The organism is Massilia sp. AB1 (genome assembly GCF_018119385.1).
Taxonomy (GTDB): Bacteria; Pseudomonadota; Gammaproteobacteria; order Burkholderiales; family Burkholderiaceae_D; genus Telluria.
This window is the reverse complement of sequence record NZ_JAGKSG010000007.1, coordinates 19,357-40,996: the sequence shown is the minus strand read 5'-3', so window position 1 is coordinate 40,996 and position 21,640 is coordinate 19,357. Positions and strand designations below refer to the sequence as shown.

Sequence of the window (21,640 nt, the reverse complement as noted above, 5' to 3'; positions counted from 1 at the left end):
ATGATGGAACTGTTGCAAATTTCCTACTCTGTGATCATTCTCGCATGCTTGCCAGTTTGATAGCGCGCGCCTGCGTAAGTCAAGAACAAGGTAGATGAGCGGTGAAAAAACTTGGGCCCCGGGCTGCCCCGGGACGACGTACTGTAGGCACGGGCTGAAATCGCTAAACGATATTCATCCGCACTTTCACTCAACGTCGTCCCGGTGCAGGCCGGGACCCAAGTTCACATGAACAGCCGCCCTCGCAGCTGTCAGCCGAAAATCAAACCCGCTGCTTGCCCAACCGCTTGCCCGCCGCCAGTCCGACCATGCCCAAGCCCAGCATCCACAGGCTGCCCGGTTCCGGCACATCCACCGGCAGCTCGGCCGTGTCGGCGAAGGTCCAGTTCAGCAGGTCGTGGTTCTGGCTGGCCGCGCCGGTCGCGGAGGTGAAGCCGACATAAGCCTGGTTGGTGCCGAGGACCGAGGCGATGTCGATCGCCAGCTTGTCGTAGGCCAGGAAGTCGTCCGATTTCGTTTCATCGCGCATGCTCATCGACAGCAGTGCGCCGTCGTACTCGACCTTCACGGTCCACAGATTGCCGTTCGACATGCAACCGGTGTCGGTGCTCAGGCCGAAGCAGGCTTTGCGCTGGTACACGTCGCTGGTCCAGCTGGTATTGGTGCTGCCGTTGGTGCTGATGCCGACGTGGTTGGCGCTGAAGCCGTCCCAGCTGCCGTTGTCGTAGGTGTCGAATTCGATCACGAAGGCGTTCTGCACGCCCTGGTAGCCGATGCCGCCGCCGCCTACGCCCAGGCCGTTCGGGCTGGCCGCGAGCACGAAGGCCATGCCGTCGGCCGGCTGGCTGTTGCCGGTGAAGCGGAACTGGAAGGTGGTCGAGAAGGTGGCGTTGGCGCCCAGCTGCACGGCGCTGCTGCTGTAGACCGCGCCGCTCTGCGACCAGTTGTCCGGCGTCAGGCGCATGACCTTGCCGTCGGCGGTCGTGGTGGCGGCTGCGTTGCCCACCGTCGTCAGGCCGCTGGTGTCCGAAAAATCGTTGTAGGTGACCACGGTCGCCTGGGCGTTGGCGACCGCGGCGGTTGCGGCGGCGGCGATGAGGAACTTCAATGCTTTCATGCGGTTTTCTCCTAGCGTATGGAAAGTGCCGGCGTCATGGGTGCGCCGGCGACCGCTCCCACGAAAGCAAACCTTGTGCCATAGGAAACATGTCAAAAAAATCAACATCTTGCAAACCCGGTATGTTGCAACTGTTAAATTTATCGACATCTGGTATGCATGCCGGATCGCCGTCCAGTCGCCGCCTTTCCGGCTGGCCAGGGAATTGACCGGTTTTCCCCATCCTTTTCCTGCGATCGTTTCCTAGAGGCATCGTCAATAATGCTTGCTATGGGAGGGCCATTGCGCCCCAGGCAAGCTACAGACGATGAAGTGCGGAGAATAACGATGAAAGTGAAGAAATTTACAGCGGCGACTTCCCGGGATGCGTTGCGCAAGGTGCGCGAAGCGCTCGGCCCGGACGCCGTCATCCTCTCCAACCGCCCGGTGGACGGCGTGGTCGAAATCCTGGCGCTCGACAACGACGACGTGGCCTCGCTGGCCTCGCCAGCGCCGGAATCGGAAATGGCCCAGCCGCAACCGCACCTGCAGCACTTCGCCGACCCGGCCCCGCTGGCCCCGGCCTTCGGCGCGCGCCGCATGGAAGAGCCCGGACCGGCCTTCGCCGCACGCCGCTTCGAAGAGCCTGCCCCCGCTCCCGTATTCGCCGACCCCGCACCGACCTACGCCAACCGCCGCGCTCCCGAGCCGGCCCCGGCCCTCGACATGAGCGCGATGACCGCCATGATGAGCGCCGCCATCGCCCAGGCCAAGGAATCGGCCGCCGCCGAAATGAGCGGCATGATGAACGAGATCCGCGCCATGCGCGGCCTGATGGAGACCCAGCTGGCCGAGCTGTCGTGGAACGCCACCGCCCAGCGCGAGCCCCAGAAGGCCGCCGTGCTGCGCGAAATGCTGGCCGCCGGCTTCTCGGCGACCCTGGCGCGCTACCTGATCGAAAAGATGCCGGCCACCAAGGATGCGGCCGATGCGCTGCGCTGGATCAAGACCGTGCTGGCGCGTAACCTGACCACCATCGCCAACGAAGACGACCTGCTGTCGCGCGGCGGCGTGTTCGCCCTGGTCGGCCCGACCGGCGTCGGCAAGACCACCACCACCGCCAAGCTGGCCGCGCGCTGCGTGATGCGCCACGGTCCGGACAAGCTGGCCCTGATCACCACCGACGCCTACCGTATCGGCGGCCACGAGCAGCTGCGCATCTACGGCAAGATCCTGGGCGTGATGGTGCACTCGGTGAAGGACGAAGCCGACCTGCGCATCGCCCTGAAAGAACTCAAGAACAAGCACACCGTGCTGATCGACACCATCGGCATGTCGCAGCGCGACCAGATGGTGACCGAGCAGGTGGCCATGCTGAGCGAGTCGGGCGCCGACGTGAAGCGCCTGCTGTGCCTGAACGCGACCTCGACCAACGAGACCCTGAACGAAGTGGTGCGCGCCTACCAGGGCTCGGGCCTGGCCGGCTGCATCATGACCAAGCTCGACGAAGCCGCCTCGATCGGCAACGTGCTCGACGTCGTGATCCGCCAGAAGCTCAACCTGCACTACATCTCGAACGGCCAGCGCGTGCCGGAAGACCTGCACCTGGCCGACCGCGCCATGCTGATCGACCGCGCCTTCCGCAACAACCGCGCCGCCAGCGCCCAGTTCGGCGACGCCGACCTGCCGCTGATGATGTCCGGCGCCATGAATGATCGCAGCCTGCGCGAGGTGTCCCTTGGCTAGTTTCGACTTCGACCAGGCCGAAGGCCTGCGCCGCATGCTGCAGGGCCCGCGCCCGCGCATCGTCACCTTTCTGTCCGCCACGCCTGAAGACGACAAGGGCGCCATGCTGGTCAACCTGGGCGCCTCGCTGGCCCAGACCGGCAACGAAGTCCTGATCGTCGATGCCTGCGACATCGACTACGGCGTGGCACGCCGCCTGGGCCTGAGCCGCGCGGCCTCGCTGCTGCAGGTGGCGCGCCAGGAATGCGCGCTCAACCAGGTGATCCATCCGGCGCCGCAAGGCTTCTCGGTGGCGCCGCTGGGCGTGCCGAAGACCGCCGACGACGTCCGCCGCCTGGGCAAGACCTTCGACGTGCTGGCCAGGCAGGCCGGCATCGTGATCGTGGACGGCGAGCTGGGCCCGGACGGCAGCTTCCCGGTGCCGCTGATGGGCAGTTCCGAGATCGTGGTGCAGGTGTCGACCAGCGCCGCCTCGATCACTAACGCCTATGCGCTGATCAAGCGCCTGTCGCAGCAGCTCGGCCGCCGGCCCTTCGGCATCCTGGTGACGGGCGCGAGCGAGGCGGAAGCCAAGGTGGTATACGATAATATGTCAGCAGCGGCAACACGTTACCTGGCCGTCAAGCTCAGCTTCATGGGCTCGGTGCCGGCCGACGAGTACCTGCACCGGGCCGCGCGCCTGGGCCGGGCCGTGGTCGACGCCTTCCCGCTCGCGGGCGCGTCGGTGGCCTTCCGCCAGCTGGCCGGCAAGTTCGCGCTGCACGCGATGCCGGGCTTCGGCCGCCAGGGCAGCAGCGCCGGCTTGAGCAACTGAGCGGGCAAAGAGCAGTACCGAATAAACAGAAGAAGACAACCACGCAACAAGCATGTACACGGTCAAAGGGAAAGCGGACAAGAACCATTTGCTGACGGAGCACATGCCGTTGGTGAAGCGTCTTGCCCACCACATGAAGGCCAAGCTGCCGCCTTCGGTGGAGGTGGATGACCTGGTACAGGCCGGCATGATGGGCCTGCTGGACGCCATCAACCGCTACGAGGACAACCACGGCGCCCAGTTCGAGACCTATGCGGTGCTGCGCATCCGCGGCGCCATGCTGGACGAGCTGCGCAACAGCGACTGGATGCCGCGCAGCACGCGCCAGAACATGCGCAAGGTCGAGACCGCGATGAACGAGCTGCAGCAGCGCCTCGGCCGTCCGCCGAGCGAATCGGAAGTCGCCAAGTCGCTCAAGATGTCGCTGGCCGACTACCAGGACCTGCTGTCCGACGGCGGCGGCCACCAGCTGGTCTATTACGAAGATTTCCGCGGCGACGACGACGACGGCAGCTTCCTCGACCGCTATGCGGTGGACGACGAGGATCCGCTGCGCAGCCTGCTCGACACCGACTTCCGCCAGGCCGTGATCGACGCCATCGACAACCTGCCGCCGCGCGAGAAGATGCTGATGGGCCTGTACTACGAAGAAGAACTCAACCTCAAGGAAATCGGCGCGGTCATGGGCGTGAGCGAATCGCGGGTGTCGCAGCTGCACACCCAGGCAGTGGCGCGCCTGCGCGCGGCGCTGCGGGAGCAATTGTGGACTGGTCCAGCGTAATCGGGCTGCTGCTGGCGCTGGCCGGCGTGTTCGTCGGCCATACGCTGGACGGCGGCCGCTTCGCCTCGCTGTTCCAGCCGGCCGCCTTCGCCATCGTGGTGGTCGGCACCGCCGGCGCCGTGCTGCTGCAAAGCGAGCGCCGCACCTTCCTGCGCGGCATGCGCATGCTGCGCTGGGTGTTCGTGCCGCCGCGCGGCGAGCGCGACAAGTTGTCGCGCGAGATCGCCCTGTGGAGCCTGTCCGCGCGCCGCGACGGCCTGCTGTCGCTCGAACAGTACATGGGGACCAAGGACCTGTATATCCAGAAGGGCCTGCGCCTGGTGGTCGACGGCATCCAGCCCGACAAGCTGCGCAGCCTGCTCGAGCACGAAATCAACGGCTACGAATTCAGCCAGCGCCAGGCGGCGCGCATCTGGGAATCGGCGGCCGGCTATGCGCCCACCATCGGCATCCTGGGCGCGGTGCTGGGCCTGATCCACGTGATGGAAAACCTGTCCGACCCCTCGCGCCTGGGTTCGGGCATCGCCGTCGCCTTCGTGTCCACCGTCTACGGGGTGGGGCTGGCCAACCTGTTCTTCCACCCGGTCGGCAACAAGCTCAAGGCCATCGTGGCGGACAAGGTGGCGCAGTACGAAATCCTGCTCGAAGTCTTCCACGACATCGCCACCGGCGACCACACGCGCGTGATCGACGAGCGCGTGGCCAGCCTGCTGGCGCGTCACTAAGTCCGTCATGGCGCGCAAACGCTACGACGACGAGCAGCCCCATGAAAGCCACGAACGCTGGCTGATTTCCTACGCCGACTTCATCACCCTGCTGTTCGCCTTCTTCGTCGTGATGTACGCGATCTCGATCGTCAACGAGGGCAAGTACCGGGTGCTGTCGGACGCGCTGGGCGACGCCTTTGGCGGACGCGGCGCGGCCCGCACCGTCAACACCCAGGTCGAGCCGGTGCTGCCGCTGTCCCACATCGTCAACCGCAAGCGCAACGAGATGGCGCGCCGCGAGCGCGAGAAGATGGCGGTGCTGGCGCGCGACCTGTCGGCCACCCTGCTGCCGCTGGTGAAATCGGGCCAGGTGCGGGTGACCCAGAACGCGCGCGGCATCAGCGTCGAGATCAACGCCAGCGTGCTGTTCGGCCAGGGCGAAGCGGTGCTCGGAAGGGACGCGAACGAGATCCTGCGCGCGGTCGGCGGCCTGCTCAGGAACGATTCCCACCGCATCGAGGTCGAAGGCCATACGGACAATGTACCGATCGCCAGCGCCGTCTATCCGTCCAACTGGGAATTGTCGGCCGCGCGCGCCAGCAGCGTGGTGCGCCTGTTCATCGACAGCGGGGTAGGGGAGGCGCGGCTGTCCGCGATCGGCTATGCCGCGACGCGGCCGGTGGCGTCGAATGCCGACGCCACCGGGCAGGCGCGCAACCGCCGCGTGGCGGTCATGATCCTGGCGGCGCTGCCCGAAACCGGAGGCGAACTGGGTGGCTGAGCAGCGCCTAATTTTCAGTTAAGAATTGCAAGAATCTTTCGTGGTAGCCTGCTTGTTGAAATAATATTTCATGGCCATGGGAGCGCGAATGCATGTCAAACGGAGTATGCCGGCGGTACTGCTGGCCCTGGCGGGACTGGTCGGCGCCAGCGGCGCCGTGGAGGCCGAGGTGAACGTGCGCCACCGGCTGGACGTGGAAACCACCGGCGGCAAGGTGCTGGTGCGCGTGACCATCGAGAACCACGGCGAACAGACGATCTGGGTGCCGCGCGAAGTCGCGGCCGAGGACGAACTCACCGGCAAGCGCTTCGAGCTGCGCGAAGCCAGGGGCGGGCGCGAGGTGCAGTATGCCGGCCCGATGGTCAAGCGCGCCGCCTACACGGCCGCCGACTACCTCGAGGTCAAGCCGCACACCATGCATCTCAACACGGTCGACATCACGCGCGCCTACGCTTTCAGGAAGGGCGCGCAGAGCTATGAAATCAGCTATCCCGGCCCCTGGCTGCCGGACGTTAACAAGCTCGATGAAGTCAGCACCAGTCCGTCGGAGCCGGTGCGCTTTACCTACGCCGCGAAATAAGCAAGGCGCGAATGAAATGAACAGGGGGAGGAAGCATCGCTGCTTCCTCCCCCTTTTTTAACGCGGCGAACGCTTAGTTCAGTGCCGGGGTATTCTCGCCGAAGTATTCATGGTTGTCGGCGTTGTCGACAGCCTTGTTCGGGTCGCTGATCGCCAGGCTGGCGGCGCCGCTCTGGCCGTAGACGTGGTCGTCGGTGCCGGCCACCGCGTTGAAGTGGCTCATCTCGTGCACCAGGGTGCCGCCCTTGGAGTCGGTGCCCGTCATCGGCGCCGACCAGAAGGCGCGGCAGACGTAGATCTTGTACGGCTGGGTCGGGTACACGTAGGCGTAGTAGCTCTGCTTGCAGCCGCAGTCCACGGTCACCGGCTTGTTGTCGAAGGCATCCTTGATCGCCGCGAAGTGCGATTTCACGGTCGACTGGCGGGTGCTGGTGACGGCGCCGAACCACTTGGTGTAGCGCTGGCCCATGGTGGCCTGGGCCATGTAGGTGTTGCCGCTGTTGGCCATGGACGAACCTGCGGCCATCGCCTGCTGGACCGTGCTCTGCTGGGTAGCGGTGCAGTTGGTGTAGCTCAGGCTGGCCGGCTGCACGCCCGCGTCGCGCTTCATGGCTTCCAGGTCGAGGATGGCCTGCGGGGTGGCGCCGCGCGGCAGGCGGGCGTCGATCCACAGGGTGGCTTCGTTGGATGCCATTTCGCGGTCGTTCTTGGCTGCCGCGTTCATGAACAGCGCCGGCGAGGCGACCTTGTAGCTGATCTTGTAGTCGCCGGTCACGCTCATGTCGTACAGGGCCGACAGCTCGACCTTGACGGTATGGGTGGCGCCCGGCTTGATCACGAAGTAATCCGACTTCTTCGGCACCGGACGCTTGATGATCGGGCCCAGGTAGGGCACCGGCTCGCCGTCGCGCGTCACTTCGAACAGCGGCGTATCCAGACCCTGGAACGGGGTCAGCCACTTCAGGACGTACTGCGGCGTGTCCGAGGTGTTGGTCAGGGTGACCTTGACCACCACGTCGTCGTCCTGCCCCAGCGCGTGTTTTTCCGCCTCCACAGCAATGTTGATGCCCTTCGGCGCGGCGCTTGCGCCTCCGCAGGCCATCGCCAGTGCTGCCACTCCCAATGCCGACTTCCAGAATCCGTTCAAGCTCATATCGTTTCTCCGTGTGTGAAAGTTATGCGGCTTGCTGCTGCCATCGTTATCGGGCCGCATCCTGCACAAGTTGTCTGTACAGGAAGAGCCCATTGACGATATTTACGGATTCAAGTGCCTATGTAAAGTTGATTCATGTCAGTTGTGACGTTTTTTGCGGAATGTCAACAGAATCCGACAGTCAATCGGAACACGCTTGCATTTTGAAACCTACGGTGCTACCGCTTTTGCTGGGCCGGCGTGTTCTCGCCAAAATACTCGTGCGAATCGGCGTTGTTGAGGGCGCGTTCGGGCGCGCTGCGCGCCAGCTCCATCGCGCCGGCCTGGCCGTAGACATGGTCGTCGGTGCCGGCGACCGCGTCGAAATGGCTCATCTCGTGCACCAGGGTGCCGCCGCGCGAGTCGGTGCCGGTATTCGCCGCGCTCCAGAACGCCTTGCAGACATAGATCTTGTACGGCTGGGCCGGATACACGTAGGCGAAATAGGCTTCGTCGCAGCCGCAGTCGAGCGCCAGCGGCTTGTTCTCGAAGGCGTCGCGGATCGCGGCGAAATGGGCGATGGCCCTGGCGCCGCGCTGCGCATCGGGAACCCCGAACCAGGTCGTGTAGCGCGGCCCGTAGGCCTGGCCGGAAGTCAGGTAGACGTGGCTGTCGACGGCCATCGCGCGGCCCGCGTCGACCGCCGCCGCCAGCTGCTCCTGCTGGGCGTTCGAGCACTGGCTGAAGGCCAGGCTGCCGCCCGCGGCTTCCTGGGCGGGCGCCGGCACGGGGGAGCTCTTGGCGCCGCGCGGCAGCCGGCCCTCGATCCAGATGCTGACCGGGCTGGAGGCCAGCTCGCCCGTCACCGCGTGGAGGGCCGCACCCGCGCCCAGGCCGGGCAGCGGCGCCGCCGGGCTGTTGTAGCGTACGGTATAAGCGCCCGTGATGTGCATTTCATAGAGCGCGGACAGTTCGACCGTCTGGGTCACCGAGGCGCCGGGCTCGATGAGCACGAAGTCGGCCGCCTCGGGCGCGGGCCGCTTGATCTCCACCCCGAGGTAGCGCACCGGCTGGCCGTCGCGGCGCACTTCGAACAGCGAGGACTGGACGCCCTCCAGCGGCGTGCGCCAGCGCAGCACATGCTGGGCCTCGCCCGAGGTATTGGTCAGGGTGACCCGCACCGGCACGTCGTCGCCGCGCCCGACGGAAGGGCGCAGCGCCTCGAGCCGGACCGCGACGCCGGCCTGCGCCGGCTGGGCGGCGCCTGCCGGCGCGGACGTGAAAACAAGGGGGAAGAGCAGGGCGAAGCAGGCGTGGGAATAGCGGGACATGATGCCTCCTGGTTGGTGTCCTGCCTACTCTCCCGCCGCTATGCATGCTAGATATTGCGTCAGTTCAACAGTGCGCCACCACTTCATTGCTAAGCGGCAATAACCCTGCTGCCAATAGGCCAAATAAACAACAGTTGCACAGTATTCACTCGATCAGCGCGGGGCTACTTTGCTATCATGCAACGACTGTATCCATTCAGCCAACACCCCACGCAGCTGCAGCTTCCTCATGACATTCCACACGACAGACGCAACGATGCACAGGCCGGTGCGGCATGCCCGCGCGCGGAGGCCGGCATGATGGAAGGACTGGAAATGGTCGACCTGATCGCGAGCGAAATCGGCCTGGACGGCGAGGAAGTGGCGGCGCGCAAGGCCTTCCTGGAGCTGGGCGAGGCCGACCTCGCCGCCCTGCGCGAGGTGCACGCGCTGCTGGAGCAGGAGCGCGAGCGCTTTTCCGGCGAGTTCTACGACCACCTGCTGCGCTTCGCGCACACGCGCAGCATGCTCGGCAGCGACAGCACGGCGCGCGCCCTGCGCCGCGCGCAGTCGGCCTATTTCAGCAGCCTGACCGCGGGCGACTACGACGCGGGCTATATCCGCGAGCGCCTGCGCGTGGGCATGGCGCACCAGCGCATCGGGCTCGAGCCCAAGTGGTACATCGGCGCCTACCGCAAGTACCTGGCCGAGATCATCGACATGCTGTGGGAGCGGCTGGGCCACGACCCGCAGCGCTGCACCGCGGCCATCGACGCCGTGCTCAAGGTGGTGTGCTTCGACATGGGCCTGGCGCTCGACACCTATGCGCACGCGGCGCAGCGCAGCATGCGCCAGAACCAGAACTACCTCGAGCAGGTTATCGACGGCATGCCGGCCGGCCTGCTGGTGGTCGACTGCACGCGCCGCGTGCGTTCGATGAACCGCATGATGGCCGACCTGCTTGACGCGCCGGAAGACGCGCTGGCGGGCGGCTGTCCGCTGGAGCAGCTGATTCCCGGCCAGGAGCTGGGCGAACGGGTGCTGGAGGCGCTGCGCACCGGCGCGCCCCAGGACAACGTGCTGGTGACCCTGGACGGGCGCGCCGACGGCCTGCGCTATGTCGAGTTCAACATCCGCCGCACCCAGCAGGCCGGCGGCCAGCTGCTGCTCCTGATCGGCCACGACGTCACCTTCCGCCGCAAGGCGCGCCTGCGCCTGCAGGAGAGCGAGGAATTCTTCCGCCTCACCTTCAACCAGGCGGCCGTGGGCATCGTGCTGCTCTCCGGCGACGGGCGCCTGCTGCGGGTCAACCGCAAGATGTCGCAGATGCTCGGCTATACCGAGGTCGAGCTGCTGCAGCGCTTCTTCCAGCAGCTCACCTGCGAGGAAGACCTGCCCGACGAACTGGCCCTGATCCGGCGCCTGAAGGCCGGCGAGATCCACGACTACCAGCGCGAGAAGCGCCTGATGCGGCGCGACGGCAGCACGGTGTGGGTCAATGTCAGCGTCTCGGTGATGCGCGACGCCCACGGCGACCAGCGCTTCATCTCGGTGGTCAAGGACATCTCGCGCCGCAAGCAGGCCGAGGAAGCGCTGCTGCGCATGGCCAACCACGACGCGCTCACCGGCCTGCCCAACCGCGCGCTGCTGCAGGACCGCCTGGCCCAGGCGATCGCGCACGCGCACCGCAACGGCAGCCAGGTGGCGGTGATGTTCATCGACCTGGACCGCTTCAAGCACGTCAACGACAGCCTCGGGCACGACGCCGGCGATCGCATGATCGTCGAGATCGCGCGCCGCCTGTCGAGCACCCTGCGCGACAGCGACACCGTGGCGCGCCAGGGCGGCGACGAATTCGTGGTGGTGCTGCCCGACCTGGCGGGGGAAGAGGACGCCGCCACGGTGGCCGGGAAGCTGCTGGAAAACCTGTTCCAGCCGCTGGTCCTGTGCGGCCAGGAAGTGTTCCCGACCGGCTCGATCGGCATCGCGATGTACCCGCGCGACGGCCAGGACAGCGCCACCCTGCTCAAGAACGCCGACAGCGCCATGTACCGCTCCAAGGGGCAGGGCGGGCACCACTACAGCTTCTACATGGCCGACATGGGCGAGCAGGCCTTCGAGCACCTGCGCTTGGAAGGCGCGCTGCAGCGCGCGCTGCAGCGGCGCGAGTTCCTGCTGCACTACCAGCCGGTGGTGGACATCGGCAGCGGCAGGGTGACCGGCGTCGAGGCCCTGCTGCGCTGGCAGCCGCATGGCCAGCCCATGGTGTCGCCGGCCGACTTCATTCCGCTGGCCGAGGAGACCGGCCTGATCGTGCCGATCGGCGAATGGGTGCTGGCCACGGCCATGGAGCAGCAGGTGGCGTGGCGCCGCCAGGGCCTGCCGCCGGTACGCATCAGCGTGAACCTGTCGGCGCGCCAGTTCCTGGGCCAGGACGTGGCCCAGCAGGTGGCCAAGCTGATCGCGCGCACCGGCTGCGATCCGAAATACCTGACCCTCGAGATCACCGAGAGCGTGCTGATGGAGAATCCGGCGGCCGCCACCGAGACCATGGCGCGCCTGGCCGGGATGGGCGTGCAGCTGGCGATCGACGACTTCGGCACCGGCTACTCCAGCCTGGCCAGCCTGAAGCGCTTCCCGATCCACAGCCTCAAGATCGACCGCTCCTTCGTGATGGACCTGACCCAGGACGCCGACGACGCGGCCATTGTCAACGCCGTGATCGCGCTGGCCCATTCGATGAAGCTGAACGTGATCGCCGAAGGCGTGGAAACATCGGAACAGCTGGCCTTCCTGCACGAGCGCGGCTGCGACCAGATGCAGGGCTACTGCTTCTCGCGTCCGGTCGAGCCGCAGGGGATCGAGGCCCTGCTCAGGGCGGTCAAGGCGGCTTGACCCGCCCCGGCCCGCTCCCAGATCAGGTCTCGCCGGCCCAGCGCCGGCAGCTTTCCAGGCTGCGCTCCGGATTCTCGCCCCATTCCTCGGGATCCACGCGCTCGCCCAGCTTGCCCAGCAGGCGCAGGACCGTGTCCCTGTCCTTGGCCAGGCAAGCCATGTAGGCATAGCGGTTGAGCCGTTTCGCGCTGTCGGGGTAGCGCGCCAGGATGTCCTCGAAACCCTGCTTCATCTTGCCCCAGTCGGCGTGGCTGCCCTCGAACAGCGCATGGCCGAACTGGTTCGCCGCCGCGTGCGAGTACAGCCGCGCATAGAAGGCCATGCCGTGGCGCGCGCGGGTCTGTTCCGTGACCTTGCGGATGTAGTCGTCGAGGACCTTGGGGCTGCCGCCCCATTTCGGCAACAGGGAGGCCGCCATGCGGAGGTAGAGATCGCTGTCGTCCGGGTTGCGCCTCAGGCCATCCTCCGCGATCGCTTCCATCTGGCGGCGGTCCCAGTCCAGGGCCGTGCCGATCTCCAGCAGGATGTCATGCGCGTCGCTGTCCTGCAGCGCCACGTCGGCATGCTGGCGCAGGTAATCCGCGGCGCGCTTGAGGTAGGCGTGGAAGTCCTTCCAGGCTTCCGGGGGCACGTCCTTGACGAAGCCCTTGCCGCGATACGACCAGCCATGCCTGAGCAGCGCGCGGGCGTGCAGGACGTGCGCGAAGCTCGATTGCGGGTGCTCGTTCGCCCACTGCAGGGTGAGCAGGTCGACCTCCTTCAGGTAGGCTTCCTCGTTCTTCATCTTGTAGTTGAACAGCGCATCGAGGCCCGCGCGGAACTGGTTCAGGCGCAGGTTCGCGTCCGCGTCGAACTGGTTCGGCTTCCTGTATTCGGTGTTCCGGCGTTCGAGCTCGGCGAAGTCGCCGCACCAGAACGCGTCCGTGGCGGCGGCTTCGACCGGCGCCGCCACGGACGAGTTGGCGCCGTGAGCGGAGCAGCTCATGCCTGTCAGCGCCGCGCCCAGCACGGCGCCGTTCAGCAGGCGGATGAAAGGGGAGGGCAGTCTCATGGCTTCGCTTTCTCCGGCGTGTCCGGTTCGGCCGGCGTCAGGGTCCAGACCATCTCGAATTCCGGCGGCGTGGCCGGGCCGGCCTGGCGCGCGTGGTGCAGGGCCACCGCATCGAAGACGTTCTCGAAGGCGACCGGGCGCGTGCCGCGGATGCCGCGCACCGTGATCTTCCGTTCGCCGATGCTGGCCGGTCCAGCTTTGCCCGAAGCGTCCAGCGGACGCGCGATGCGGATCACCCCTGTCACGTCGAAGCGCTCGGCGAGCTTGGGGTAGCCGGGGACGGCGCCCGGGGCTGCCACGACGGGTTCGAAGGCGCCGGCGAAGCGCTCGGTCGCGCTGATCAATGTGCCGTAGCGGAAGGCGGCGAGCGCCGCCGCGGGCGTCGCGCCCTGCGCCACGCTGGCGCGCAGCCACCATTGCTGGAGCTGGCATTTGCTTTCCGTGGCCAGCTCGGCATAGGGTTTGCGTTCCGCGAGCAGGGCGTAGGCCAGCGCGGGCGGCAGGGCCGGCGCCGCACGCGGTCCGCCGCGCCGGATCTGCTCCACGGCCTGCATGGCGGCGTCCTGAGGCAGCAGGACCGGCCAGGGCGGCAGGGCGGCGCGCGGCTGTCCCCAGTGCGCCAGCAGCCGGCGCTCGGTGTCGAGCGCCGCCTTGCGCCGCGCGGGCGGCATGGCTTGCAGGCGCAGGACCCGGCTCGCGAAATCCTGGAAGCGCGCATCGCCCTGGAGCCGGCAGACGCCGGGCGATGCGGCCAGCGCCGCCAGGGTCGCCTGTTCGTAGTCCGCGTCGCCCGGTTCCACCTGCCACAGCGCCAGTTCGTTGAGCACGCGGGCGAAGACGGCATGATAGACATCGTCCTCGGACGCGGGCTCGGCGGGCGTGGTCTGCAGGCGCCTTTCCTCGTCAATCCAGGCCGGCAGCAGTTGCCGGATGCGGGCGAGGTGGGTGGCGGCCATCGCTTCGGCTTCCGCGCGCAGCGCCGGGTCGAGATCGAGTTCCCTGGGCAGGGCGAAGGCGCGGGCCAGGTCCTCGTTCAGCGGCGCGGAAATGGAGGCGTTGTTCCTGGTGGCCCGGTCCGGTGCGGCCAGCGCCGTCAGGCTGCCGGCCAGCAGGGTGAATAGCAGGGTAAATGGCAGGGCGGAGCGGGCCAGGCGTCCGGCCCGCGGTTTGAAGTTGGTCACGCGCGGCTCGTCGATGACATGGGGGAGGTCGAACCATATCATGCTGGATGAGTGGAGAAACACGCGCATTTCCACGCTCTCCAGGCCGCCGCGGCGGCCTGGAGACGGGGCTTACAGCGCCGGGCTGGCGTTCATGCGCTGGGTATGGGTCCAGCGGTGGTCGTAGGCCGACACCGCCGAGCTGTAGGTGCGCCAGGTCTGGCCCTCGCCCGGCCACGGGTCCATGATGTAGACGTAGTTCACGCCGTTATAGGTCTCGTAGCCCCGGCCGGCCATGATGTGGCCGCCGCCGTTGGTCCAGCCGTAGCGGATCACGAAGGGACGGTTGGCATTGATGTCGGCCACCACGCTGCTCCAGGACGAGGCCACGTTGTAGGCGGTGTTCGGCACGCCCCAGGCGGACAGGATGTTCTGTACGCTGCCGCTGGTGCCGTACATGGAGTTCGGCTGGTTGGCGTAGCTGCTCCAGTCGAAGATCGTGTTCCCGCACGCGTAGTTGATCCCGAAGGCCCAGTTCACGATCTGGCACTGGCTCGGGGTCTTCTTGTACAGGTTCAGGATCGCCTTGCTGGTCGCGGACCAGCACCACTGGCTGTGTTCCTGGGTGGTCAGGGGAACGTTGAGGGTGCGCCACTGCGCGAAGGCGCTCGGTGCGGCCAGGGTCAGCGCCGCGGCGGCCAGCAGGCCTGTCAGTCGTTGGTTCATTATTTGTCTCCGTATGGGTGCTTGTCGTTGGCGCCGTCTCAGCGGTGCTCGTCCAGGTTGCGCTTGACCGCCGCGCGCAGGGCTGGCAGCAGTTCGGCTTCGTCGGCCAGGGCGGCGGTCGGACGGCCGAAGGCGTCGGTGCGCTGCAGGGGCAGGGAAGCGCGCGCGGAATACAGGGGCGCGAAGCGGGTGCCGCCGGCGGTCTCGACTTCGAGCAGGTCGGAACGGGCCTGGTAGATGCGCAGCAGGCGCAGGTTGGAGCGGTCGGCATTGCCGTGCGCGGCGACCAGGGCGTCGAGGTCCCTGGACAGGACCGCGGCGCCGTAGGCGACCGTCTGGTAGCGGCCGCCGTGCTGCTCCACCGTCGCCATGCCGATCGGGCGCTCGCCCAGCAGCACCACGAAGCGCCATTGCTGGGCGTGGCGCGCCATGCTTTTCATGCTGCCGCGGCCGCGCATCAGCTGGTCCGGATCGATGGTGTAGACCGGGAAGCCGTAGCCGATGCGCGCATCCTTCAGCGCGCGCAGGTCCTGGACCTCGAGCGGAAAGCCGTCCGGGGCCGCGCCCGGGCGCTGGAGCTGGTGGTTGATGAACTGGCTGAGATCGCGCTGGGCCGCGGCGAAGGCCGCGGACTGGCCGGCCGCGGCCTGGCGCGCCGCGCCGGGATCGGCGGCCTGCGCTTGTACTGCGGGTCCCGCCAGGCCGAGACCGATGCCGAGCGCCAGGGCCGCGAGCCTTGCCCGAGCCATCCTGTATTGCCGTTGTTGAGCTTGCATTGACGACTTCTCCTTGAATGTGAAGGTGAAAAGCGGCCCGCCTGTCCGAGCGGGCGTCTGTTGCTGCTGCTGCAAAAGGACACGCATGGCGTGCCGGACAACCGGGACGAGCGCTAGGACGGCGTCGGGAAACTGCCCTGGCGATGAGGAAGGAAGGCGGTGGCGCGCTGCGCAGGCGCGCACGGCGCCGCGGCGCCGCCAGGGGCGCCGGAGTCAAGTTCGGTATGCATGAAATCCAGACACAAAAAGCGTCACAAGGGAATCCGCGCGCTCATTGCGCGTCGGCACCCCCTCTGTGCTGGACCTGAGAGATTTCGCAGGCCGAGGTAGGGCCTGCTTGCTCCTTCGGTGCGCCGGGTGACGGTCTCCCGGCGGCTCTTCAGAGTGTGAATGCGGTATCGGTCCTTTTGCCTGAGAGATTCCGGGGCGGTTGCTCCTTCGGCGCTGTCGGATAGACAGTCTCTCCCGATACCGCGGCCGGCGCCTGGGCGCCAGTCGTATAGACAGGATAGCCCAGCTATTTCAAATAACTCAACGGTTTTATCCCGCTTGTTGTTTTTGCACCAGCGTCTGCATGTCGGCTCAGCGCCCCGCGTCGCGGTCCCGGCGCTGGTCCAGCTTGTCGCTGTCGTCGTCGGTGCCGGCCCGGTTCCCCAGGCCGCCGTCCGCGGCGGCCGCATCGCTGGGATTGCCGCCGCCGGCCATGGCGACTTCGTCTTGCTGGCGGTTCTGCTGGCCCTGGCTACCCTCTGCCTTTTCGACCGTGCCTCCCGGCACGGGCCCGCCGGCGTTGCCGTGGCTGGTTTGCGGCGCGCCGGCCGGGCCGACATTGCTCTCCGGCGAAGCGCTGTTGAAGTTGGTGTAGCGCCCGGACGTGGCTTCGCGCTGTTCGTTCTGGCCGCCGACGCTGGAGTAGCCGGCGCTGTCGTCGGCCACGAAGCCGGAGCCGGAATCCGCGCTGCCGCGCAGGGCCTGGCCTCGGCGCTGGTCGTCGTCGCGGCCGCGTTTCGGGGTGGACTTATTTCTATCGTTCATCATGTTCTCCTTGGCATAGATGACGGGACAGCTTCATCTTAATCATCCGCACCTGGAGCCCAATAGGCGCACGGTACAAGGCTGCGTAGGAGGAGTCGGACGTGGCCGACCTGACAAAATCGCCAGCTTGCCGCCAGGACAGGCCGCCACGTACACTGGAAGCGCCGGCCTCTTTCACAAGATACAAGGATCCCCCCCATGATCGTCGACTACCTCGCCAACCACAAACAGTTCATCCCCGAGATCGCGGACCTCATCTTCGGCGAGTGGTCCGACCTGTTCCTCGCCAACGGCGTGGACAAGGCGCAGCTGCTGGCGATGCTGGAAGAGCGGGCCAACACCGAGCGGCTGCCCATCGCCTACGTGGCGGTACGGGACGGCGAATTGCTGGGCACCGGCAGCATCAAGATGGAAGAGCCGAGCACGCGGGAAGGGCTGTCGCCCTGGCTGGCGGGCATGTACATCAAGGAGGCTTACCGCGGCGGCGGGGTCGGCGAGCAGATCGTCAAGGCGCTCGAAGCCAAGGCCCAGGCCCTCGGCGTCGAGACCATGTACCTGTCGGTCGGCCGTGCGGTCAGCTTCTACAAGAGGCTCGGGTGGAGCATCATGGAAGAGCGGGTCACGCCGTCCGGCGCCACCCTCATGAGCAAGCGCCTGGCCGCTTGAGCGCTAGACGGTCGTATCCTGGCCGATGCGTTCGGCCTTCCCGGCGGCCGGGACAGCTTCCACAGGCTCGGCGCCGCGGCCGTCGCGCAGCCAGGCGAACAGCACCGCCATCATGAAGGGGCCGACGAACAGGCCCAGCACGCCCATGGTCGAGACGCCGCCGAGCAGGCCGAACAGCACCGCCAGGAAGGGCAGGTTGACGCGCTGGCCGATCAGCTTGGGGCGGATGAACTTGTCGACCATGAACAGCTCTACCGCGCCCCAGGCGAACAGGCCCAGGGCCGCGCCGGCATGGCCCTGGCCCAGCAGCAGCAGCGAGACCATGGTGAAGGACAGCGGGGCGCCGCCCGGGATCAAGGCCAGGTAGCCGGTGATCACGCCCAGCAGGGCGGGCGCGGGCGCGCCGGCGATGGCGTAGGCGATGCCGAGCACGATGCCTTCCAGCACGGCGATCGAGCACAGCCCGAGCGCGGTGCCGCGCACCGAGAGCGGCAGGATCGCGCGCAGCCTGGGATAATGCGCCGGCAGCAGGCGCTCGCCGGCGCCGTCGACATAGCGCACCACGGCCGGGCCGTGCAGGTAGAGCACGAACAGGGTCAGCAGGGTCAGGAACAGGTAGAGGGCGTTGGCCAGGATGGTCGAGCCCCAGAGGCGCGCCGCGCCGGTCAGCTGCGGCATGAAGTCGCCCAGCCCGGTCTGAATGAGGGCGCGCAAACCGCCGGGCACGGCCAGGTGCTCGTTCCACCATTTGATGGCCGGCTCGGCGAGCAGCGGCAGGCGGTACAGCCAGGACGGCGGCGCCACGCCGGTCAGGTTGACGTTGGTCAGCATCCGCTCGATGCCCGCCAGCTCGTTGGTGAGGGCGTTGAACAGCAGGATCGAGGGACCGATGAAACTCACCAGCAGCGCCACCAGCAGGGTGGCGGCGCTGGCCAGGGGCGGCCAGCCGCGGCGCAGCAGCAGCTGGTGCAGGGGCCAGGTGATCACCGCCAGCAGCCCGGCCCAGGCGAGCGAGCCCAGGAAGTGCTGCAGGAGGTAGGCCAGCGCCGCGGCAAACAGTACTGGCAACAACAGTGGAGCGTACCGCATCGAGGTTCCTGGCCTTGTTGGTAGTTCTTTTAAGTTCTCTTATCCGCGTTGCAGGGCAGCGATACGGTCTTCGCACGACGGATGGCTGCTCAGCAACGACATCATACCGCCTCCGGCGATGCCCGAGGCAGCCATGTTCTTCGGCAGGCCGCCTTGCGCAATACCGCCGAGGCGGGCCAGCGCGTTGATCATCGGGCGCGGCGTGCCCAGGATGCGGGCGGCGCCCGCGTCGGCGCGGTATTCGCGCTGGCGCGAGAACCAGGCCACGATGACGCTGGCCAGGATGCCGAACAGGATGTCGCAGACGATTGCGGTAATGGTATAGGCAATGCCGGGGCCCGTGCTTTCTTCATCGTCCTTGCGCAGCGCCTGGTCGACGAACCACGCCACCACGCGCGCCAGGAAGATCACGAAGGTGTTGACCACGCCCTGGATCAGGGTGAGGGTGACCATGTCGCCGTTGGCGATGTGGGCCACCTCGTGGGCCAGCACGGCCTCGACTTCTTCCTGCGTCATCGATTCCAGCAGGCCGGTCGACACCGCCACCAGCGAGGAATTCCTGGTGGCGCCGGTGGCGAAGGCGTTCGGCTCGCCCGGATAGACGGCCACTTCCGGCATGGCGATGCCGGCGCGCTGCGCCTGGGCGGCGACGGTGTTGACCAGCCACTGCTCGGTCGAGTTGGACGGGCGTTCGATCACGCGCGCGCCGGTCGACCACTTGGCCATCGGCTTCGACATCAGCAGCGAGATGAAGGCGCCGCCAAAGCCCATCAGGGCGGCGAAGACCAGCAGCATGCCCAGATTCAGGCCGTTCGCGGTCAGGAATTTGTTTACGCCCAGCACGCTGGCGGTGATGCTTAGCACCAGCATGACGGCGACGTTGGTAGCGAGGAAGAGAAGAATGCGTTTCATGTCGTTTCCAGTGTTGTTGTTCAAAGCAAGACGGTATTGCCTACACGAAAGGATACGCCAAGCCCGTTATCTGGAAAAGCGAAGTTTAGCGAAAGATTTCTTCGTAAAAATCGAAGTCATGCACGTGGCCGGCGGATCACACCACGGAGGGGGGATTCGTCGCAAGCGGCGGTTCCGGAACGCGGGCGGCTCCTATAATCGCGGCCATAACAACTTTGCCAGGGAATGTCATGAAACCGATCCACATCGCCGCCTCGCTGCTCGTCGCCCTCTCGCTGTGCAGCGCCCCGTCCTTCGCCGCCGATCCGGAAGAGCATTTCGTGCTGACGCCGGCCCTGCTGGCGAAGATCAAGGCCGCCGCGCCGGAGCTGAAAAAACTGGAAAAGGACAATGACGAGGACGACGGCAAGAACGAGCTGTCGGTCGACGACTACGTGAAAGCCATCGAGGCGCAGCCGCGCGCCAAGGCGGTGCTGAGCAAGCACGGCATCGGCACCCGCGAATTCGCGCTGAGCACCCTCGCGCTGGTGCACGCCGGCTTGTTCGTCGGCATGGAATCGATGATGGACAAGAAGCAGGCGGCCGAGATGATGGGCAAGTTCACCAGGGAACAGAAGGCCAACATCGCGCTGCTGCGCAAGCTGGGACCGTCGGCCTACACGCTGTCGCGCTGACCGCCGCCCCCAAAACGACAATGGCCGCGGATGCGGCCATTTCTTTTCATGCGTCGCGGATCAGCCGACCACGAAGCGCTTCGAGGGACCGGCGCCCAGGGTCTGGCCGCTGGCGCCGTAGATGCCGGCGGAGGCGGCGCCCGCCGGGGTGCGCAGGGCGTTCAGCACGCCCTGGTTGTGCGCCAGCTGCTTGTTGATCAGCATGCCATTGACGCGGTTGAGTTCCTTGGCGTCGCGCGAGATTTCCAGCAGGCTTTCCCACTGGCGCCGCACTTCCGGATTGCCGGCCACCGCCAGCCAGGGTTCCATGCCCGCTTCCGAGCCTTCGCAGCCGGCCGCGGCGAGCGCCGCATGGCGCTGCTTCGACAGCGCGGCCAGCTCGGCCAGCAGCGCGTTTTTCTTCGGTGTCAGTTCCGCCAGCCCATCGGCGTCGAGCGCTACCAGCAACTGCTGTTCCTGTTTCATCAGCTCCACGAGGGAAGCGACGTGTTGGTGTTCGGAGGCGAGAGTGTGGTGCGGGCTGGTGGTCATGGGTTATCGCTTGCGTGAATGCAGCAAGTCGCGCACGGTCTCGAGGAGGCCGTCTGCGACTTTCTCGGAATTGACTTGGAACTGGCCATCGGCGATGGCCGCCTTGATGCGTTCGACTTTCTTGGTGTCGAACACCTGGTTGTTGCCGCCGACGGCATTCGCCATCGCCTGGCCCTGCGAAGACAGGCGCACGCTGTCGGTCTGCGCCGGAGTCGGGGCAGTGGTCGACGCCTTTTCCGCCCCACGCGCGTTGTTGGTCTGCGTCGTGGCGGGCTGGAGGCCTGGGTTGTTCTTGAGGGTATCGTTGATTTTCACAGCATCATCCTTCTCTGTTCGGAGCGGAAACTCCGGGATCTGTCTGTTTATCGGCAGCGATGCCGCAAACTTTAGCGCAGAAAAGGGCCTTCGATGGTTTGTTACAAAACGACCTCGACCAGTCCGCCCATGCGTGCCGTCCCGCTCACGACCGTCCCCGACTGCGTCCGCACCTGCACCACCTGGCCTTCGCCGGCGGTGCCGATCGCCTTGGCCTCGGCCGAGACCGAGAAGTTGGCGCCGCGCGACACCAGGCGCACCGCCTGGCCTTGCTGGACCACCGGCTTGCTACGCAGGGTGTCCGCGCGCAGGGCAGTGCCCGCAGGCAACGAAATAGTAGGAGTGCGGCCGATGGCCTGGGCCATGTCGGTCAGGATGCCGTTCGGCATGGCGGCGATGTCGCCCTTCATCAGGACCAGGTGGCCCTGCTCGACCGGCTGGCCCTGGGCCAGGGGCACGGCGGCGGCCACGTAGTCGGCCAGCACGCTGACCTGGGCCTGAATATACACGGTCCAGGCGGTGGGGGCGGTGCAGCGCACGCCGACCGTTGTTTTTCCCCACGGGCGCGCGCCCGGCTGCTGGAAGGCTTCCGGCGCCGGGCAGTGCGGCAGGCTCATGCGCTGGTCGACCGCGCCGACCTTGACCAATACCTGGCCGGGCAGGCCGGCGCTCTGGGTCTGCAGGTATTGCTCGACGACCGCGCGCAGGGCGGGCAGGTTCTGGCGCTGGGCGCTGGCGGCCGTCTGCGCATGGGCGCAGGCGAGGGGCAGGGCAAGCGCCAGCAGGGCGGCGAAGTGTCGTTTCATGGAAAACAGCCTGGATGGGAAACCGGGAATGCTGCCATCTTAGGGCTGATGATTCCG

The 21,640-nt window shown here is 66.8% G+C and carries 22 protein-coding genes and 2 riboswitches; of the genes, 9 read left to right on the top strand and 13 right to left on the bottom strand.

From position 1 onward, the window contains the following. Nucleotides 1-262 precede the first annotated feature (262 nt). Nucleotides 263-1,117, bottom strand: a complete 855-nt coding sequence (locus J8847_RS06205) for a PEP-CTERM sorting domain-containing protein (RefSeq protein WP_211523822.1) — start codon at nucleotides 1,115-1,117, stop codon at nucleotides 263-265. A gap of 327 nt (nucleotides 1,118-1,444) precedes the next feature. Here J8847_RS06205 and flhF point away from each other — a divergent pair, with 327 nt between their 5' ends. The 6 genes from flhF to J8847_RS06175 all read left to right on the top strand — a co-directional run bounded on the left by flhF (nucleotide 1,445) and on the right by J8847_RS06175 (nucleotide 6,505). Next, nucleotides 1,445-2,842, top strand: coding sequence for a flagellar biosynthesis protein FlhF (gene flhF / locus J8847_RS06200; protein ID WP_211523821.1), 1,398 nt, complete (start codon nucleotides 1,445-1,447; stop codon nucleotides 2,840-2,842). After that, a complete protein-coding gene (locus tag J8847_RS06195) occupies nucleotides 2,835-3,656 on the top strand; it encodes an antiactivator of flagellar biosynthesis FleN protein (protein WP_211523820.1) in 822 nt (273 codons plus the stop codon). Before flhF ends, J8847_RS06195 begins: the two co-directional genes overlap by 8 nt. 52 nt (nucleotides 3,657-3,708) lie before the next feature. Beyond that, the gene (locus J8847_RS06190; protein WP_211520721.1) at nucleotides 3,709-4,437 is read left to right on the top strand and encodes an RNA polymerase sigma factor FliA; all 729 of its coding nucleotides are present in this window, start codon (nucleotides 3,709-3,711) and stop codon (nucleotides 4,435-4,437) included. Next, nucleotides 4,419-5,162, top strand: coding sequence for a flagellar motor protein (locus J8847_RS06185; protein ID WP_211523819.1), 744 nt, complete (start codon nucleotides 4,419-4,421; stop codon nucleotides 5,160-5,162). Before J8847_RS06190 ends, J8847_RS06185 begins: the two co-directional genes overlap by 19 nt. A gap of 7 nt (nucleotides 5,163-5,169) precedes the next feature. After that, nucleotides 5,170-5,925, top strand: coding sequence for a flagellar motor protein MotD (gene motD, locus J8847_RS06180; protein WP_211523818.1), 756 nt, complete (start codon nucleotides 5,170-5,172; stop codon nucleotides 5,923-5,925). A gap of 88 nt (nucleotides 5,926-6,013) precedes the next feature. Beyond that, nucleotides 6,014-6,505 (top strand): hypothetical protein, encoded by a 492-nt coding sequence (locus J8847_RS06175; RefSeq protein WP_229429659.1) that lies wholly within the window; start codon nucleotides 6,014-6,016, stop codon nucleotides 6,503-6,505. A 73-nt stretch (nucleotides 6,506-6,578) separates the two neighbouring features. Here the strand turns inward: J8847_RS06175 and J8847_RS06170 are convergent, their stop codons facing one another. Beyond that, complete coding sequence (locus J8847_RS06170) at nucleotides 6,579-7,658, bottom strand: M35 family metallo-endopeptidase (protein ID WP_211523817.1); 1,080 nt, start codon at nucleotides 7,656-7,658, stop codon at nucleotides 6,579-6,581. A 218-nt stretch (nucleotides 7,659-7,876) separates the two neighbouring features. Beyond that, entirely contained in the window at nucleotides 7,877-8,968 is a 1,092-nt protein-coding gene (locus J8847_RS06165) for a M35 family metallo-endopeptidase (protein WP_211523816.1), read from the bottom strand. A gap of 297 nt (nucleotides 8,969-9,265) precedes the next feature. Here J8847_RS06165 and J8847_RS06160 point away from each other — a divergent pair, with 297 nt between their 5' ends. Then, a complete protein-coding gene (locus J8847_RS06160) occupies nucleotides 9,266-11,842 on the top strand; it encodes an EAL domain-containing protein (RefSeq protein ID WP_211523815.1) in 2,577 nt (858 codons plus the stop codon). A gap of 22 nt (nucleotides 11,843-11,864) precedes the next feature. Here the strand turns inward: J8847_RS06160 and J8847_RS06155 are convergent, their stop codons facing one another. The 5 genes from J8847_RS06155 to J8847_RS06135 all read right to left on the bottom strand — a co-directional run bounded on the left by J8847_RS06155 (nucleotide 11,865) and on the right by J8847_RS06135 (nucleotide 16,590). Continuing rightward, nucleotides 11,865-12,893 (bottom strand): DUF4034 domain-containing protein, encoded by a 1,029-nt coding sequence (locus tag J8847_RS06155; RefSeq protein WP_211523814.1) that lies wholly within the window; start codon nucleotides 12,891-12,893, stop codon nucleotides 11,865-11,867. Further along, the gene (locus J8847_RS06150) at nucleotides 12,890-14,074 is read right to left on the bottom strand and encodes a hypothetical protein (protein ID WP_211523813.1); all 1,185 of its coding nucleotides are present in this window, start codon (nucleotides 14,072-14,074) and stop codon (nucleotides 12,890-12,892) included. The genes J8847_RS06155 and J8847_RS06150 overlap by 4 nt, the downstream gene beginning before the upstream one ends. A gap of 111 nt (nucleotides 14,075-14,185) precedes the next feature. Then, the gene (locus J8847_RS06145) at nucleotides 14,186-14,779 is read right to left on the bottom strand and encodes a C39 family peptidase (RefSeq protein ID WP_211523812.1); all 594 of its coding nucleotides are present in this window, start codon (nucleotides 14,777-14,779) and stop codon (nucleotides 14,186-14,188) included. A 38-nt stretch (nucleotides 14,780-14,817) separates the two neighbouring features. Further along, complete coding sequence (locus tag J8847_RS06140; protein WP_211523811.1) at nucleotides 14,818-15,528, bottom strand: hypothetical protein; 711 nt, start codon at nucleotides 15,526-15,528, stop codon at nucleotides 14,818-14,820. Between the two features lie 316 nt (nucleotides 15,529-15,844). Further along, a riboswitch (glycine riboswitch) is annotated at nucleotides 15,845-15,942 on the bottom strand. Nucleotides 15,943-15,944: 2 nt separating this feature from the next. Further along, a riboswitch (glycine riboswitch) is annotated at nucleotides 15,945-16,033 on the bottom strand. Between the two features lie 104 nt (nucleotides 16,034-16,137). Next, nucleotides 16,138-16,590 (bottom strand): hypothetical protein, encoded by a 453-nt coding sequence (locus J8847_RS06135; protein ID WP_211523810.1) that lies wholly within the window; start codon nucleotides 16,588-16,590, stop codon nucleotides 16,138-16,140. A 198-nt stretch (nucleotides 16,591-16,788) separates the two neighbouring features. On the opposite strand from J8847_RS06135, the gene J8847_RS06130 reads away from it, so the two are divergent. Then, on the top strand, nucleotides 16,789-17,256 hold the full coding sequence (locus tag J8847_RS06130; RefSeq protein WP_211523809.1) for a GNAT family N-acetyltransferase: 468 nt from the start codon (nucleotides 16,789-16,791) through the stop codon (nucleotides 17,254-17,256). 3 nt (nucleotides 17,257-17,259) lie between these two features. Here the strand turns inward: J8847_RS06130 and J8847_RS06125 are convergent, their stop codons facing one another. Both J8847_RS06125 and htpX read right to left on the bottom strand, forming a co-directional pair. Then, nucleotides 17,260-18,345, bottom strand: a complete 1,086-nt coding sequence (locus J8847_RS06125; protein ID WP_211523808.1) for an AI-2E family transporter — start codon at nucleotides 18,343-18,345, stop codon at nucleotides 17,260-17,262. Between the two features lie 39 nt (nucleotides 18,346-18,384). Then, the gene (gene htpX, locus J8847_RS06120) at nucleotides 18,385-19,257 is read right to left on the bottom strand and encodes a protease HtpX (protein ID WP_211523807.1); all 873 of its coding nucleotides are present in this window, start codon (nucleotides 19,255-19,257) and stop codon (nucleotides 18,385-18,387) included. Between the two features lie 230 nt (nucleotides 19,258-19,487). Between htpX and J8847_RS06115 the strand changes: the two genes are divergently transcribed. After that, entirely contained in the window at nucleotides 19,488-19,931 is a 444-nt protein-coding gene (locus J8847_RS06115; protein WP_211523806.1) for a hypothetical protein, read from the top strand. A gap of 60 nt (nucleotides 19,932-19,991) precedes the next feature. On the opposite strand, the gene J8847_RS06110 is transcribed toward J8847_RS06115, so the two are convergent. The 3 genes from J8847_RS06110 to flgA form a co-directional block, all read right to left on the bottom strand. Next, nucleotides 19,992-20,462 carry a flagella synthesis protein FlgN gene (locus tag J8847_RS06110; protein WP_211523805.1) on the bottom strand — a complete coding sequence of 157 codons (471 nt, stop codon included), beginning with the start codon at nucleotides 20,460-20,462 and terminating at the stop codon, nucleotides 19,992-19,994. Between the two features lie 3 nt (nucleotides 20,463-20,465). After that, complete coding sequence (gene flgM / locus J8847_RS06105; RefSeq protein WP_211523804.1) at nucleotides 20,466-20,777, bottom strand: flagellar biosynthesis anti-sigma factor FlgM; 312 nt, start codon at nucleotides 20,775-20,777, stop codon at nucleotides 20,466-20,468. A gap of 101 nt (nucleotides 20,778-20,878) precedes the next feature. Beyond that, entirely contained in the window at nucleotides 20,879-21,583 is a 705-nt protein-coding gene (gene flgA / locus J8847_RS06100; protein ID WP_211523803.1) for a flagellar basal body P-ring formation chaperone FlgA, read from the bottom strand. Between the last annotated feature and the right edge of the window lie 57 nt (nucleotides 21,584-21,640).